General features: G+C 47.2%; 15 protein-coding genes. 8 read left to right on the plus strand and 7 right to left on the minus strand.

All coding sequences use genetic code 11. The annotated features are described in order from the left end of the window. Together J6J28_RS06325 and J6J28_RS06330 are read left to right on the plus strand one after the other, a co-directional pair. Nucleotides 1–498, plus strand: coding sequence for a DUF2569 domain-containing protein (locus J6J28_RS06325; protein ID WP_301720488.1), 498 nt, complete (start codon nucleotides 1–3; stop codon nucleotides 496–498). A gap of 50 nt (nucleotides 499–548) precedes the next feature. After that, nucleotides 549–797 carry a YkoF family thiamine/hydroxymethylpyrimidine-binding protein gene (locus J6J28_RS06330; RefSeq protein ID WP_301720489.1) on the plus strand — a complete coding sequence of 83 codons (249 nt, stop codon included), beginning with the start codon at nucleotides 549–551 and terminating at the stop codon, nucleotides 795–797. A 15-nt stretch (nucleotides 798–812) separates the two neighbouring features. On the opposite strand, the gene J6J28_RS06335 is transcribed toward J6J28_RS06330, so the two are convergent. The 3 genes from J6J28_RS06335 to J6J28_RS06345 all read right to left on the minus strand — a co-directional run bounded on the left by J6J28_RS06335 (nucleotide 813) and on the right by J6J28_RS06345 (nucleotide 2,744). Continuing rightward, nucleotides 813–1,082, minus strand: coding sequence for a hypothetical protein (locus tag J6J28_RS06335; protein ID WP_301720490.1), 270 nt, complete (start codon nucleotides 1,080–1,082; stop codon nucleotides 813–815). A 45-nt stretch (nucleotides 1,083–1,127) separates the two neighbouring features. After that, the gene (locus J6J28_RS06340; RefSeq protein ID WP_301720491.1) at nucleotides 1,128–2,213 is read right to left on the minus strand and encodes a calcium/sodium antiporter; all 1,086 of its coding nucleotides are present in this window, start codon (nucleotides 2,211–2,213) and stop codon (nucleotides 1,128–1,130) included. Between the two features lie 294 nt (nucleotides 2,214–2,507). Next, entirely contained in the window at nucleotides 2,508–2,744 is a 237-nt protein-coding gene (locus J6J28_RS06345) for a hypothetical protein (protein WP_301720492.1), read from the minus strand. A gap of 149 nt (nucleotides 2,745–2,893) precedes the next feature. On the opposite strand from J6J28_RS06345, the gene J6J28_RS06350 reads away from it, so the two are divergent. Beyond that, entirely contained in the window at nucleotides 2,894–3,463 is a 570-nt protein-coding gene (locus J6J28_RS06350; protein WP_301720493.1) for a DUF6933 domain-containing protein, read from the plus strand. A 263-nt stretch (nucleotides 3,464–3,726) separates the two neighbouring features. Here J6J28_RS06350 and J6J28_RS06355 read toward each other — a convergent pair whose 3' ends face one another. Genes J6J28_RS06355 through J6J28_RS06370 form a run of 4 tightly spaced genes read right to left on the minus strand, consistent with a single transcriptional unit; the run spans nucleotide 3,727 to nucleotide 9,418 of the window. Continuing rightward, on the minus strand, nucleotides 3,727–7,122 hold the full coding sequence (locus tag J6J28_RS06355) for a TM0106 family RecB-like putative nuclease (protein ID WP_301720494.1): 3,396 nt from the start codon (nucleotides 7,120–7,122) through the stop codon (nucleotides 3,727–3,729). Nucleotides 7,123–7,131: 9 nt separating this feature from the next. Next, entirely contained in the window at nucleotides 7,132–8,121 is a 990-nt protein-coding gene (locus J6J28_RS06360; protein WP_301720495.1) for a hypothetical protein, read from the minus strand. Between the two features lie 33 nt (nucleotides 8,122–8,154). Next, nucleotides 8,155–8,490 carry a hypothetical protein gene (locus J6J28_RS06365; protein ID WP_301720496.1) on the minus strand — a complete coding sequence of 112 codons (336 nt, stop codon included), beginning with the start codon at nucleotides 8,488–8,490 and terminating at the stop codon, nucleotides 8,155–8,157. Between the two features lies 1 nt (nucleotide 8,491). After that, nucleotides 8,492–9,418 carry an ADP-ribosylglycohydrolase family protein gene (locus J6J28_RS06370; protein WP_301720497.1) on the minus strand — a complete coding sequence of 309 codons (927 nt, stop codon included), beginning with the start codon at nucleotides 9,416–9,418 and terminating at the stop codon, nucleotides 8,492–8,494. 196 nt (nucleotides 9,419–9,614) lie between these two features. Between J6J28_RS06370 and J6J28_RS06375 the strand changes: the two genes are divergently transcribed. The 5 genes from J6J28_RS06375 (at nucleotide 9,615) to J6J28_RS06395 (ending at nucleotide 16,408) form a co-directional block, all read left to right on the plus strand. After that, entirely contained in the window at nucleotides 9,615–10,733 is a 1,119-nt protein-coding gene (locus J6J28_RS06375; protein WP_301720498.1) for a helix-turn-helix transcriptional regulator, read from the plus strand. Nucleotides 10,734–10,735: 2 nt separating this feature from the next. Further along, nucleotides 10,736–11,245: a hypothetical protein gene (locus tag J6J28_RS06380; RefSeq protein ID WP_301720499.1), complete on the plus strand. Its 510-nt coding sequence runs from the start codon at nucleotides 10,736–10,738 to the stop codon at nucleotides 11,243–11,245. Nucleotides 11,246–11,253: 8 nt separating this feature from the next. Further along, nucleotides 11,254–12,411: an exonuclease SbcCD subunit D gene (locus J6J28_RS06385; RefSeq protein WP_301720500.1), complete on the plus strand. Its 1,158-nt coding sequence runs from the start codon at nucleotides 11,254–11,256 to the stop codon at nucleotides 12,409–12,411. 10 nt (nucleotides 12,412–12,421) lie between these two features. Next, nucleotides 12,422–15,493 (plus strand): AAA family ATPase, encoded by a 3,072-nt coding sequence (locus J6J28_RS06390; RefSeq protein WP_301720501.1) that lies wholly within the window; start codon nucleotides 12,422–12,424, stop codon nucleotides 15,491–15,493. A gap of 294 nt (nucleotides 15,494–15,787) precedes the next feature. Next, nucleotides 15,788–16,408: a hypothetical protein gene (locus J6J28_RS06395; RefSeq protein ID WP_301720502.1), complete on the plus strand. Its 621-nt coding sequence runs from the start codon at nucleotides 15,788–15,790 to the stop codon at nucleotides 16,406–16,408. The last annotated feature ends 31 nt before the right edge of the window (nucleotides 16,409–16,439 follow it).

A 16,439-nucleotide genomic window follows, 5' to 3' on the forward strand; every position in this document is an offset into this window, starting at 1 on the left:
GTGAACGAAGTAGCGGACGTACAACCACAATTACAACAACAAAATGAATTAAAAGGAATTGGTGGATGGCTCTACCTGGTCGCCTTTGGCGTGATTGTGAGCCCTTTATTTTTAGCCGTTGAATACCTGCCTATGCTCGTTGATTATATGAACGGCGCCTATGAAATCACAGCCAATCCAAATTCTAAGTCCTTCGTTCCTCACCTGGAACTGCTGCTGAACGTGGAGATGCTGGCAAACGCCTTCATGTTGCTTGTTTCGCTAGCGCTGCTGTATCTGTTTTTCAGTAAACATCGTTGGTTCCCGCGGGTGTTTATTTTTTTATGCGTGTTTTCGCCCCTGTTTTTGATTGCTGACGCCTGGATCGTTCATAAGCTCATGCCTGACCTTGTTGCCATTGATGAGGCCACAGTTCTCGATATAATCCGCGCAATTATCTATGCTTTGATATGGGTGCCCTACATGCTGATCTCTAAACGGGTGAAAAACACCTTCTGAGGTTGGCGTAGCATTTGATTTCGTTCGCTTATAAAAGGAGTAAAGTCGTAATGAAACTAACTATCGACATCAGTAAATATCCGCTCGCCGATAACTATATCGAGCCTATTAAAGGCTTTATTGATGAACTCAACAAATTTGAAGACTTGCACATTATTACCAATACCCTCAGCACTCAGGTCTTTGGCGACTACGATGAAGTGATGGCCGCGTTACAGGCATGCATTAAATGGTCATTTGAACGATACGGTAAAGTCGTCTTTGTCGTTAAATTCCTGCACGGTGATTTGCGGCCATAAGCTATAGTTTCTCGCTTAATCTTTCATTACAGGTGAGTTGAGCACCTGATCAACTTTCTCGTCAGTGACAAGATCGTCGAAACTATCTTTAAGAGCTTGGGTTATGGCGTCACGTTCTGTGGCGCCTCTTATCATGTAATTTACGGCTGCAGCAGCAATCCCTTCGTACTCGTCGTATGCGTCATTTTCCTGGCACCCCGTATTCATGGGATCAGATTCAAATAACGCTTTATTTAACCGTTCCAGCAGTTGTTCGAGCTCAATATCTGTATAAGCAGTCTTCATAGAGATAGTCTCCCTTAATTAAGAAGCTGAACTAAGTATAGTTGACTATTGTGACGCTTGACGCCGCCTTGCGACGTCCCTGATGAGTGATGCCAGCACCACAAGCACCGTCAGTGGCAGTACCAGGTACCAGAACAGCGACTGCAGCGGACTCACCCAAGCCGCGCCTTTCGCGGTGCCGATTAACAGCGCAGTATAAAAGACGTACAAACCGAAAAATAAAGCCCCTTCACTGCGACTTAGAGTTGAACCTGTGATGACCAGCGGTAAGGTCAGGATAGCAACCCCGAGCATGATGGGAAGATCCTGCTGCACCAGCTGCGCTGTTGCTGCCAAGCCATCAAAACTCACGATACCTGAAATACCAAGCACAGCCAGCAGGTTGAAAGTATTACTGCCGACCACGTTACCCACTGCAATATCTCGCTGCCCTTTGAAGCTGGCAACAATAGAGGTGACAACTTCAGGCAATGAGGTACCAATCGCCAGAATGGTCAAGCCTATCACCGCCTCGCTCACGCCAAAGGTGCGCGCGATACTTACTGCGCTATTAACAAGCAAGCTCGCACCAATTATCAACAGCGCCAGACCAACGACCAACCACAATAAGCTTTGCCAGGCCGGGTGGTTACCCTGGGTCAGTTCAGCTAACTCATCTCCATCAGGAGCGTCCGCTTTGGCGTTCTCCGACTTCTTCCCCTGAACAAATAAGAACACGGTATAAATCACCAGGAGAACGACCAGCAGCGCACATTCCATGAAGCTCAACATGCCATCTGACGCCAGAAAGAACACCAGCGCGCTGATCAACACCATGATTGGCACATCCTGACGAATAAGCTGGCGTGATATAGCTAAAGGAGTGATTACGGCTGCTAAGCCAAGAATAAACAATACGTTAAAAATATTACTACCGACCACGTTGGCCATGGCCAGCTCGGTTTTATCGGCAATCGCCGAGTTAATGCTCACCGCCAACTCGGGCGCACTGGTACCAAATGCGACAACGGTCAAACCTATGACTACGGTTGGAATGCCAATGCTTGCCGCCAACCGCGCCGCGCCACGAACCAGACCGTCAGCACCGCAAATCAATAAGACCAGGCCTAATGCCAAAAGAACGTAATCCATTTTTACCTCAAGTCCTTAGTACCAATTGTAATACGCATTAGTCTATTACACTAAAAACCACCTTCCCATAGGGCTGCCAGATATTTTCAGGAAATCGTATCCAGCTAAAACCGCTTGGTAATTTTGAACTTAGGAAGGTAGATCATGATGGGGTATTACAGAGGAGAATACTTCCTTGCGGAAGCACCGATGCACATTACACGGTTGCAAACGAAAACCTAAAGCTGCATCTAGTCGCTGCTCGGTAAACAAAACCAACTCCCGAGCAGCCACACTTATGGCGAGCTTGTTACTTTACACTTCGTCGTCGCAATCAAGCAGTTTTTGCTTCGCCGCAAGAATATCATCTAATGTGCTGTCTTCTGGGCCCGGCATATTCTCTTCAGTCGCTACCTGAAGCTCCACAGCGTCGTATTCCCACTGCTTCAGAATTTCACATTTCTCGTCACGAGAGAGGTTGCCGTCGTCTAACACGTCTTGAGGTTTATCATACACTGCAGACGGATCTTTTAAGATGGCTTCAAACTTCATAATGCCTCCTCTAGCCAGTAGCAATTTAAAAGCCTGTTCACTAAATTCGTCGGTCTGTTATAAGTTTAGCTGACATCTGTAAATTCGCCACCGTGCCAATGCATAATAGCAAGTGCTATCATAGCCGATAGAAACAATCAGGTGACAACATGCTCGAACTCCACGCTACTCGCAAACTTTACGCAAAACTTCCATTACAATCCAACGGTGAGCTCGATGTACCCCAGGCAACTGAATGGCTCTATCAACAACCGCAGTTGGATATCAATCCGTTAAGTGGCTGGCATGGCAATAATTTGATTATTCAGCGGCGCAATTGCGTCTTGCTTGTGCACGACGCCACCCGTTTCCCACTCGTGTTGCCAGGTCTTAGAAAGTCCGGTTTTGCCGAGCTCAATTATCTATTTGTAGATACTTTGATGAACACGTTACTTAAATGCGGCGCTGAAGAGCGCCACCTCGACACCGCACATCGATTTTTGCGCCCATTGCGCATTGACACCGAATGCGATCGCTCAGCCCTAGGTACACTGAACCGTATGCGCGACGAATTTGAGCATCAGGTCTACTACGACCGCATCGACGTCACCGAAATCACGGGCTATCGCACCGGCGCATGGCTTGCCGACACACCCCGCCGTGTCAAAGGTCGCAAAGAGCCGTTGTGGCCTCGCAACGAAATGTTGCAAATGCTCGAACGTATTGGACGCCAACAATAAGTATTTCTGTCTTGCGTATCCTTCTATAATCGGCTTATTAGCAGCTGCTTGTGCCGCTGGTGGCGACGATGACATCTTTTGTAGTTTTACCCCCGCTGTTTACACTTGGTCACCCATTGGCGCGTCATCCATTCGCACAAACTTACATCCCTCCCCCCGAGGGACAGCGCCATAACATGTCATTCACACAGGATAGAATGCAAACCTACATTGCTGATGGGGATTGCTATAGCCCATCGGTCTTGTTTGAGCCTAGGCAAGTATTATTTACCGATGCACCCAAGTTCAACTACCAGCGATGCCTTCTTCATTAGAGAAATTGAGGTGGCGCCCACATCCATAAGACGCGGCGAACCAATAACTATTGCCAATGCCTGTGCGCGCGACACTGCAACATTTAGGCGGCGAATGTCGAACAGGAAATCGAGTCCGCGCGGACTCTCATCCGGTGCACTCGAACAAAAACTAAAAATCACGATGGGCGCTTCTTGCCCCTGGAACTTGTCAACGGTACCGATGCGCGCTTTCGGGAGTAAATTCTTTAGGCATTGCACCTGCAAATTGTAGGGTGTCACAATAAGAATATCGTCAGCACAGATCGCATGCTGAACGCGCTGTTTATTTGTGTAGTTCTGACCCAGTAATTGCTGGTAAAGGTCATAAATATAGCTAGCCTCTTCATCGCTGGCCACTGTGTTACCATCATGATCGACCTGATGAAATTCAATGCCCGTGTTCTTACGAATCAAGCATTGACCGTGTTCCGGAAGCTCTACAGATTGCACGGCATTTGCCGGATCCGGTTCTAATCTCCCTTGGTAGACCATGCGACTAATAAAACCCAATATATCTTCGTGCATCCGATATGAACGACTCAGTAGAACGCCTTTATCTTCCGGCACTACCTGTTCGTGCTTCATCAAGTAATCCAACACCGAGAACCCAGCCTCGCCTGGATGTGTTCCTTGAGTGGGTTGTCCGAGCTGCATTTGGTCTCCCATAAACACGATATTACGTGCACTCGGCGCCATCGCAACAACGTTTGCTAGTGCCACTTGTCCAGCTTCGTCAACAAACAGATAATCAAGAGAGTTCTGCATATCATCACGTGAAAACATCCAGGCAGTGCCGCCAATCACAACATCAGGACCTATCACCTTCCAAGCTTTGTTATTCTGCCCGACTGTTTTAACGCCGAGGGACTCAAGCTCTTCATCCACTTTCAGTGTAAACGCATTACACGCAATTCCTTCACTACGGCAATATTCGACAACGCTACGCAACAGATTATTCAGAGCTTTGTGACTATTGCTACTTATCCCAATTGCCAGATTCGGTTTACTCCGAAGAAGATGGCCAATAACTCTTGACGCGGTAAAGGTTTTTCCGGTTCCGGGAGGTCCCTGCACTGTCAGGTAACTATGATTAAGATTCTCAACCAAGCGGATAACTTCATTTAGTCGCTCCTCTTGTTCGCACTGATTCGCTTGAAGTGTCGTCAACGGTTCGGTAAATCGAGGGGCTGAGCGTCGTAATACATCGGCAACCGCCGACTCACCAAGGGTCCGCTGACTGCAAACTTGAGCTGCAAACGCCACTAAACTCTTAGCCATCACACCGCTGGGTACGATCTCTTTTGCGACAAGGGTAAAGCTAATTGGAACACGATCCGCATCCTTTTTTGCAACAGAGATTTCAAAGGTAGTGCCGTCCAACACGGAAACTATTCTTGCATTGATTACACTGCTGATTTCAGGATTTGCTTTAGATTTTATCCCAAACGCTGCACCTGCACTTACAGTTGCTTCCTGTTCGGCTAGGTAGTTAACGCGAAATAGGTTTTCCGCTCGACCTACAATCCTACAATCAACGATTACATTTCGCTCTTCAATGAGTTCATCATCTGGAAGGCCAAGCCATTCGAAAAATTGCCACCATTTAGGTTTCTCTTCACGCTGATGAAAATCAATAAGGTTCATCAGTGTCTCAATCGCATGGCGTTCTTCAGCATCCTCCTGCGCATCGGCAAGCTCTTGTAACTGAGCTTTTAGCTCTGCGTTTTCATCAGGCTTTTTTTCACGTACCCCAGCCTCCCTTTCATACTCCTTGTCTTTGGAAAGTTGTGCTAACTCGGGCCGATGCTTAGCTTCCAGGACTCTTAGCCAACTTGCGAGCTCATAGGTCGAGTCACAGTCATCTTTATTGTAATGCTCAATCGCCTCAAGAATTTTATCGTCGCCTAGCTCCACCCAGTTTTGGTAAGCAACAACAGCATCCCCACCAACGCCGATTTCGGTCTCGCGTTTGCTTCGATAAAAGAGCTCGACTTTTTTAATCGAATAAGATGGCAGACCAATCACTAAAGTGCTTTTTACCACTTTATATAAGTCGACAAAAAGGCCAGCTCGCAACATGTCGTCAAGCTCGGCTTCATAAATGCCGTAGCGCGCGACCAAACGTTTTAATGCCGTCATTTCGTAAGGGGCGTAGTGATAAACACGCATGTCAGGAAAACGTTGCCAGCGGTCTAGGGTAAATTCAAAAAATTGTCCGAGCGCTTTTTTCTCTTCCTCTGCATTATGCGCCCAGTACGCAACGAAACTCTGTTTATCGGCATCATCAAACACCGTCATACCCCAAAGGAATTCCAGACCTCCTTCAGCTAAAGGGTTACCTTCCAGGTCAAAATAGATATCGCCACGACTAAACGGCATCAGGTGATCAAAGGGTTTCGGTTCGTTCGGTTTCAAAGCACGCAGACGGTACTGCGGTTTCCCCATTTGCTCCGTCGCCACTTGCGCTTGAGCCTGTTCTCTTAATTTTTCTAGCGTCACTTTGGGTATTTTTACGCTGGACAAGTCATCTAATTCAGCAAGCGCGTCAATAGTATGGATGCCCGCATTATTCAGTTTCAGCACCTGACTGCGACGAACATTTGCTACCAGTGATAAATGTCGCTGTTCGCTCAATAGTTTTTCAGCAAAGTTGCTCCAGCGTCCGAACTCCTTTGATTCATAAGGATCCGGCATCGCTTCCTGATTAAAGGACTCAGCAGCTAGCAAAAACTTATCACGAGTAGACTCGAAGTAAGCAAGGTATTCAGCTGTTGGATAGGTATCAAACTCATGGCTGCCGAGTACCACCGTCACCGTTACAGGCAGATTCCCCTGAACAGATTCAACCATGCGCGCATAGGCTAAAAGTTGCAATAAGTGCGTGACTTTCGCTGTTTTCGATAACTTGGTGTCCCAGACAACATAACTGTAATCGCCCAATTCACTCGGTACGTCGATCTTAACGAGAAAATCGGCATAACCGGCGAATCTATCGTCCATAAGAGCCGCTTGGAAAATCACGTCTGTCCCTTCCGCCATTAGCTGACGAGTCATCTGGTGTTCGTCAAGAAAAGTACCATCGGCACAGCGCTCCTTCACATCAATGACATTACGTCCCTGGTGTTTTAAGTCATTCACCAACCATTTTTCATGCGCGTAACCAGCCTCTTGCAACATGACAAGAAAGGCATCTTCAGGATCAGGCGTCGGATACCTTTGGTCTGTTGCGCGGTAACAAAATTCGCACCAACTGGCGAACGGGCTGTCGTGAAACAGCGTAAGCTCTGATGGCGAATAATAGATTTTGCCATTTAGTTGGCGCATTTAAATTCCTTATAGCTGGCCAAGCGGACCTAAATCATTTAAAAAGTCACTTTTAAATTGGCGTGGGTTCTTCATTCCCAAGTTATACAAATAAAGCTTCCCTGAACAGCCTAGATAAAATAGTTTATCTACCGCACGTGGTTCCATGCTCAGCGTCTCAGCCAGCTTGTATACGTAATCAACTGCAGACTGCGAAGGTACCGATTCCCGACCACACATTGCTGCCACTGAACTGATAACGTGGGTATCCGGTTTAACAAACCCGGCATGTCCCAAATCCGCCAGAAAACTACCAGCAAGCGCCTCACCATATTGATGAATGCCAGTCTGGACCTTTTTAACCAAACGTTTGGTAGCTTCAATATCATTCTCGCAGGCGTTCATATCTGACCACAAAGCTTCAGCGTTAAAATGATAGTTGTTGTCCAAAAACTGCAAACCACTGTAGATACCGGTAAACACCTTCGCCCAGTTATCATGGATCCCTAAATGTTTAGCCACGCGTGCATTCGTGCGCTGACCACCTCGCAATTTTCTCAACCCCGCAATTGATTGCCGGTCAATTTCATCATATTCGGCGGGATGCGCTTCAAGAGCTTCTTCCCATTGTTCTGCAAAATAATCGTGGTCAAGCATTTTTTGATAGTCAAAGTCGTTTTCGAAGGGCAACAGAACGCGTTTTGCCAGAGTTTTATCGGCACTTCCCCGACTTACATGACCTACCCCCTGTCGATTCAAGTGGGTTCGAACCATCACGCGTATCACACCACGTATGGTCTTTGTGGGCTCAAAGGTCAGTTTGTCCTCTACCTCGTCAAACCTCCCTTGTTCGAGTAAAGAGATAACCGTCGACGCTGATTCGTTGAGAACAGGCATTGCGTAGTTGTCTGGATCGAGGTGCGAGTCGCAAATAAACGCTGACGCGTTCTCCAAATTCGGCGCGCAACTGACGAGACCGTTGTGAATGTGACTTTTAAATACTTTTATAAGAGCGTTCATAATGTTTCCTTATTTATTAATGGCCTATAAACATCACTTAAGCCGCAAATTATCACCGTTGCGCTTGGCTAACCAAAACCCCAATAACGCGCCAATGCCCATAGCCTTGTACATTCCAGGTTTATCCATTTTGATACCGAAGGCGATTAGCAACGTTATTTCAAATAAGATAAACGTTATTAATGCCTCACCTGGCGTGTACCAAATACCAAAGCAGACAACCGATAAGATCGGATGATTACTAAACATGTACCAATGGATCTGGACAAAGGCACAAAGCGTCCAAAACGCGACAATTACTAGCTTCATCACGATCCAAAGCATCACCATCACAATCGCAAAATTTTTGATAATTTCGCCGATATCCACGTTACACCTCCGCGAGCAAACTAGCTCCGTGACGCGCATGGAGGTAGTGAGGCCGATGTACTGGTATCGCATTCTGTACGTCCTGCAACCAGTCCTCTGGTATAGCTGACAGACCATCACGAGCACCAAGTAAGGCACCAACAATCGCGGCCGTGGTATCAGTGTCACCGCCCTGAATGACAGTGGTGTGTACAGCCTCACGCCAAGGTGTTTCATTAAACAAGTGAAACAAAGCATTATGCAGAGCAATGCGTACCCAGCCCATATTGGTATAGAAGTCTGACATATTGGCCTGACGAGCTTGTACAACAAGCGCGGAAATAGTCGTTAACTCGTACGCTTTTACGATGCGTAACGCTTGAGCATAAAGCTCGTCGCCACTGTCTCTTTCTGCCGAGCTTTCCAAAAGAAAACGAATAAGCAAAACAAAAAGTTGATTCGCTTGCTGGCATACACGATTTGGGTGGGTAATTTCAGCATCGACACGAGCCCATTCCGCAAGTGTCTGCTCGTCTGTCAAACGCGAATTTATCGCCAGAGCACTGGCACGCATTAGCGCACCGTTTGACTCACTGGAAGGATTCGGAGCACCACAGATAGCAGATGCTACAGTCATGCCACAATCTATGGGATCACTATCGAACCAATCGCGATAGTTGCGCATAGCGCGTTCGGGACTGTAACCAATGAAGTCACCGTTTTCGTCATGCATGGAGTTTAACAGTGCGATCGCCATTTCCGAGTCGTCAGTCAGCTGGCCACATTCTGCTATTGGGAAAACTGAACTGGCCTCGAGCTTTTTAATACCGTCAGGGTAGATACGAGAGATAGTCGCTTTCGTTTTGAATTCAACCAAGCTGCCCAGAGCATCGCCGACGCACTGCCCCCAAAAACAACCCAATCGTTTACAGTCTGCCTGTTCACTCATTATCGTTCTCCCTTTTTAAGTTCGGTTATTCAAACCTGCTGTAAAGGTATCAACCATGAACGACATGATATGTCGGGCAGAAGCTTTAGGATGAATATCCGAGCACAGTAATGCCACGATACCTATCACCGCTGGTTTCGGTTACATTGTGACTGGTTACGCGTGAATACATTACGACAGGAAGAGGATAAGGCACATGTCTAAAAACGCAGAAACAAGCCGCAAAGGGCGAATCATTTCGCGCGTTGATCGCATCGTTCAATTGCTAAGGCAGAAGCCTCGCACTGCTCAGGAGTTGACTGAAATTCTAACTGAAGAGTACGGTTTTAATGTATCAAGACGAACCGTAGAGCGCGACTTAAACGATGCGACAGGTAGTCATAGTATCCGTCACTACGGGAAAGCGGGTCATCGTGAACCACAAAAATGGACCGCGGGTAACGGAAAGAAAGGACCTGCTCCCGAGTTTACTGATGAAGTCGCGCTAGCTGCGCTCATTGCGGAAAAGCATTTGACTGGCATCAAACACCAGCTGCTTTTAAATAAGCTCAAGCCATTTTTTGAATATGCGCAAAGCATGCTCGAACACAATACACATAACCGCAGTCTGGCAGCTAATTGGCATCGCTTTGTTGACTATGTGCCATCGGATCATCAACTACAGGCGCCGGAAATCCCTGTTCGGCTGTTTGAACAATTACTCAGAGATGTGTTCGAGCAAAATGTGATTGAAATCGATTACGTCAAGCACCGTGGAGATCCGGCAAAGACATTTAAAGTCACAGCGCTAGGAATAGTCTATCGTGGCAAGGTCCCTTATTTAGTGTGTCGATTTTTACAAAAAAACGATGCTTTCGGGAACAATGGTGTCGTTGCCAATCTCCCGATTTCGCGTATACAGAATCTCAAAGGGGTTATTACTGAGTCACCACAGGTCGGTGACTTTAAATTGAAGGCTCATGCCGAGCGACATTTTGATATGACTATTGGAGAGGAATTTACACTCGAGCTACAAATATTTGACTCGGTAAGACGCGAAATCCAGGACAGTCACCTCGGCAAAAACCAAGTTATTCGACCCGTTGAAGGACACTCAACCATCTTTTGGCTGCAAGTTGATGTCCCCTATAATCAAAATCTGGTCAACTGGTTAAACGCCCGCTGTGCCTACTTAAAAGTGTTATCTCCCCAGCCTTTCCGGGAAATGTTTTACCGTGATATCAAGCGCGCCGCAGCTATGGATGGCGCAGACGTCTTAAGTGTACCTCCACCAAACGAAAAGACATTCGTGCCATTTGCGGAAATTAAGGACTAGCCATGCGCGAGGACAACCGTAACGAACGCATTTACAATTTTCAGGCGCAGCAACTACCCAGTTTGTTCAGGATAGAAACGGAAGAACAACGCAAAAGGGTTGAGTCGTTTTTCGCTGACTTACAAAGCAGTGATTTTACAGGATTACGTTTTTTTACTCGGGAACTTGTCGACAGAGACTACGAGAAAGCCCTAAAACCGACTTATTTCGATGAGCCTAATGCACTTCTGCTCGAGTTCGAATCACCGAGCCGCGTACCGCTTCCCTACTTTGCTGCTATTTTGCCGCGTGATGGGGAATATCTCTTTTTTGTTTTTGAGCGCAGTATCGAGGGCACCTCTGAGCAGCCTGACGGGATGCTCTGCAAGTGGGACAATAATGGCAGGCATCTGAACTTTGGTCGGCGCGAATACACCGACCCCCAGTCGTTTCTGCATGATGTCATTGAGAATTTCGCTGACTACAGTGATTATGATTTCGACTATTTGTCACAGTTACTTGTTCAAGAATAGGGAACGAAATGAAACTATTACACACCTCAGACTGGCATATTGGCCGTATTTTTAATCAACACTCCCTGCTTGAAGATCAAGAACATGTGCTAAACCAGATTATTGACTATGCCCAAGAGCAGCAAGTGGATGCGATGATTGTTGCGGGCGATATTTATGATCGGGCATTACCTTCTGCAGATGCTGTTGCGCTGCTCGACCAGACCTTGACCACCATAATCAGCGAACTGGCCATTCCAGTAATCATGATTTCGGGCAACCACGATGGCGCGCAACGTTTAGGTTTTGGCTCGCAACTGCTCAAACACTCCGGTCTACATTTGTTCACCTCGTTTGATGAACTACTCAAACCAGTGGAGCTTGATGCATCGTTTGGCAAGGTTGTTATTTGGGGAATTCCCTATTGTGATCCTGAGTCGGTGAACGATTATTTTGGCGTCAAAACGAATGACCATCAAAGTGCGCAAGAGCACGTCACCAACCTACTCAAGCAACATATTTCCGAGCATTATGATGATACTTCAGCGCAAGTCGTGATCAGTCACAGTTTTATTGCCGGGGCAAACACCAGCGAGTCTGAACGACCGCTAAGTATCGGTGGTGCCGAGTGTGTGGATGCGGACTTATTCAAAGACTTTGATTACACCGCCCTCGGCCATTTGCATCAAGCGCAATTTAAGGGCTATAAACACGTGCGTTATAGTGGTTCACCGTTAAAGTACAGTTTCTCCGAAGTAAAGCAGAAGAAGTCGGTCACCCTTGTTAGTTTCGCAGAGGATAAATCGGTTCAGGTTGAACTATTACCACTGCGTGCCATTCGGGATGTTCAGGTGCTTGAAGGCAAGTTTGATGAGCTGCTCGCCGCTGGTAAGACCGCCCCAAACGCGCAGGATTATATTCAGATCAAACTCACTGATAAAGAGGCGATTCTTGACCCGCTCGCACGCTTACGATCCGTGTACCCGAATATTCTCGACTTAACTAAGCTTGCACTAGAACGTGAAGCTACAGATACACGCCAAACGCGCGAGCAATTAGGCCGCAAGCCAATCGAAGTCATTTCCGACTTCTATAAAGCAATGACCACCGAACCTTTGTCAGAGGAGCAAGAAAACCTGCTCGCCAGCATCATGGATGACGTCAACAAAGCCGCACAAAAAGCATAAGGAACCGCTGATGAAACCTTTGTACCTGGCAATGACCGCTTTCGGTCCTTTTGCGAACACTGAAACTGTTAACTTCAACGACTTAGGCGAGCACCCTTTGTTTCTGATCAACGGTCCCACAGGAGCAGGTAAGACGACTCTGCTCGATGCCATGAACTTTGCACTCTATGGCACCTCCACCGGCGACCGCAGTGGCCCTTCTATGCGTTGCCACCACGCGAGCGACGAACTTGTGACCGAGGTCGTGTTTATCTTCGCTTTGGGTAGTGCAATTTATCGCGTCGAAAGAAAGCCTTTCCAGTTTACCGCGAAAAAACGTGGTGAGGGCCTTGCGAAACGTGAACACACTGCGAACATCTACAAAGTCAGTAGTGGTGAAGGCAAGCCAGAGGAATGGAGTACCGAATTACTTGAAGCGAATTCAGTGCGCGATGTGACTGATCTCGTTAGCAACCTCATTGGACTTGATGAAAAACAGTTTAAGCAAGTCGTAGTTCTCCCGCAGGGACGATTCCGTGAACTGCTGACCGCTAACTCGGAAAATCGCGAAAAGATCCTCGCCAGTTTGTTTAACACCGCAGAATTCAAACGCATTGAAGAAGCGGTGCGTGAACGAGCGCAGCGGGTCAGTAGTGACTACCAGGCGCTAAAAAAACAATTGGAACACCAATTGAAAGAAGCCGGATTTCAGTCTATTGAGCAGGCAACATTGGGGCTGGAAGAGCAGGAAAAACCAATTCAAGAGACACTGTCAGAACTTGAAACGCTGCGGTCCTCCCGTGAACAGGCTCAAAAAGCGCTGACCCAGGCTGAAGAACTCGTCAAACGTTTTGTTAGTCTTGAAGCCAACAAACAAAAACTCGAAACACTCAATCAACAAGCAGAAGCTATCGCAGTTACAGAGAAAAAATTGGAGAAGCATGATGCTGCACAGCGGATCCAGCCTCAATGGAGTGACTTTTGCCGCAATAAGAAAGAAGCGGATGAACGAGGCAAAGCATTATTAGCCGCTGATAAAGAGTTACAACAAGCCACTAGTGAACAGAAAGCTGCAACCGAACAGTTACAGTTATTGGCTGATACGCCGATGCAGATTGAGCAACTTAAGTCGCAGGTCAATCATTTCACTGAACAATTAAAGTCGCTGCAAGCTATTTCTGAAGTGGTTCAACAGCTTAAATTCAAAGAAAAGGAACGTGACACAGCCGCAGCACGCAATACTGAACTCGCAACTGAGCTGCAACAGACCCGGGATACGCTAACGGAGACCAAAGCTAAGCTCACAAAGCTTAATGCAGCCGTGCAGAGTCATGCAAACATTGAAGCGAAGCAGTCACAGCTTGAAACCCAGCACGCGCGTTTACAGCAACGCGACGCATTGCAACAACGTGTCAAAACCGAGACCAACGCCCTAACTGAAGCGAAAAAACCCTTGCCCTCTGCGTTAAAATCTCTCGAAAAAGCGCACACCGCAAGCCAGGAGCTGCGGCTACGTTGGCACCGCGAGCAAGCTATTGCACTTGCCCACGAACTGACACCAGGCGAACCCTGCCCTGTGTGCGGCAGCAACGAGCATCCGAACCCTGCAAACGCCCAACAAGAAGGCGAACTGGTGTCTCAGGAGCAGTTAGATACTGCGGAAGCAAACGTTAAGCAATGCGACGCAGCTGTGTCTAAAGTGAATCTGCGCGTAAATCAGGCGGAAACCAAACTAGCAGCTACGCAAGAGCAGTTAAAAGCGCAGCAACAGGAGCTGGGCGAACTCGCGGAGGTCGCCACAGATAAGGTCAAGCAGCAGCTGACCGATCTCGTCGTTGTTGCCGAGCAGCAACGAGAGGAAAAGCAAAACGTTGCTGATCTAAATAAATCTTTAGACGAACTGGTAAACAAAGAAACCCAACAACAACAGCAATTACAAAAACTCATTGCTGAACTACACCAGGCAGAATCAACAGTTGCGCAATTGGATGCGCGGCTAGATACCATCGACCCTGAGAAGCGGCTGCGCGCTCTTACAGCCGAAGCTGTTGAAGCGCAACGTACGGAAACGCAAGCTAAAGCGGTACAGCTGCAACAAGGACACGAACAAGCGCAGAAAACTAAATCGTCAGCTGATACCAAATTAGCGGCTGCAAAGAGCACACAAACCGCTACAGCTAAAGAGCTTGAGACCGCGCGTCAAGGGCTTACTGATGCTGAGCAGGCCTGGCAGGCTAAACTTACTTCCTCAAAGTTCATCGACGCGGAAGCATATCTGGCCGCTTTACTTGAAGCTGACCAAGAGCAACGCTTGAAAACTGAAATTACAGAGCACCGCCAACAGCTTACCGAAACCAAAGCAGCGATTGCGCACGAGCAAAAGGCGATTGGTGAGCAAGCCAAGCCCGATGTGGAAGCTTTACAAACGAAGTACAGCGAGCTCAAGCAGAACGAAGCGAGCGTCGAGCACATATTACAAAGTCTGCGTAGCAAGCATGAACAGCTACGCAACATGATTACAAGTTACGAACAACGTGTGGCGCAATCAGAACAACTGGTGCATGAATACAGGGTCGTTGGCGCATTGGCAGATACACTTTCCGGCGAAAATGAAATGCGTATTAGTTTACAACGTTTTGTGCTTGCCATTTTGCTTGACGATGTTTTACACGAAGCATCGATACGCTTAGAGCAAATGAGCAATGGCCGCTACCGTCTCGTACGCCGTGAAACTGCCGGAGACCGCCGCAAACATGGTGGTCTCGATCTCATGATCGACGACACTCATACTGGCCAGGATCGCGACGTGAACACCCTCTCCGGCGGCGAAAGCTTTATGGCCGCTTTAGCGCTTGCGTTAGGGCTATCAGACGTTGTACAAAGTTACTCAGGTGGTATTCGTATCGATACCCTTTTCATTGATGAAGGCTTCGGTAGCCTGGATAGCGAAGCTCTCGACCTCGCCATCGATGTGCTTGCTAACCTGCGTGCCAGTGGCCGTACGATTGGCATTATCTCGCACGTAAATGAACTGAAACTGCGCATTCACAAGCGGATTGATGTGAAGCGTGGTGTGGGTGGGAGCCGGTTGCGAGTTGGGTGAAAATCTAAATAAAATATTGCACCATGACTGCGCGATAAACTGATGTTCTAGATTTTATCAGTAGACTGAACATTAACTCAATTATTGGAGATTTAATATGGCTCGTTATTACGTCTATGAATTGATTGACCCTAGAGATAAGTCCGTATTTTACGTGGGTGAAGGACAAGATAGTCGAGTTCAGTCTCATCTCAACGAATACTACTCTCTATTAAAGGAAAAAAAGATCTGCTCCATCCGAAACATATCAAAATTCACGAAATACTTCAGTGTGGAGAAACGCCGATTTGCGTCGTGATAGGACGCTATGAGTCAAAAAGCGAAGCTTTAGCGGTTGAAGCGACTTTAATTAATTGGGTTTACGGGCACTCTGAGCTGAAAAACATTAATCGTGGACATGGGCATCAACGAATTCGTTTAAAAAGCAGCTATGACCGAGATTTTGACCTGGACCCACCGGTACCCGGCGATGGCCGAGCAGCTGAAAACCGCCGAAAATATTTACATCATGCAGGAACAACGGAAGCCATAGATTACATCCGGCAATCGATGGAACAGCAAGGGTACGAAGTTTTCGAGTACGATTCTGGAGGGTATGATAGCCGTTATTTTCCAACCCTTGCTAATGGTGAATATGGGTTCATTTGTCACGTGAAAGGTATCGATTTTATAATTAAATCACGCGAAAACAATATGTTTAATGTCTCCCTGGCGAACACTCCATCGACGGATTCCAATATCCACAAGCTTAAAAGATTTCAACCGAACCTAGAAATTAGAGAGCCGAATAACACCAGGGTAAATGGGCTGCCACGATTTCGCGGAATGAAATATCCTAAACGAATACCTATCGATAACTTTAGGGAGTTTATGGATTGGTTTGAGCCGATTGCTGATCATCTAAGAGATCAATAATAGGGTCCTTTCAATTTGCTGGAAATCTTAT

Origin of the sequence: Pseudidiomarina terrestris (genome assembly GCF_030466375.1) — a bacterium.
GTDB classification, from domain to species: Bacteria; Pseudomonadota; Gammaproteobacteria; order Enterobacterales; family Alteromonadaceae; genus Pseudidiomarina; species Pseudidiomarina terrestris.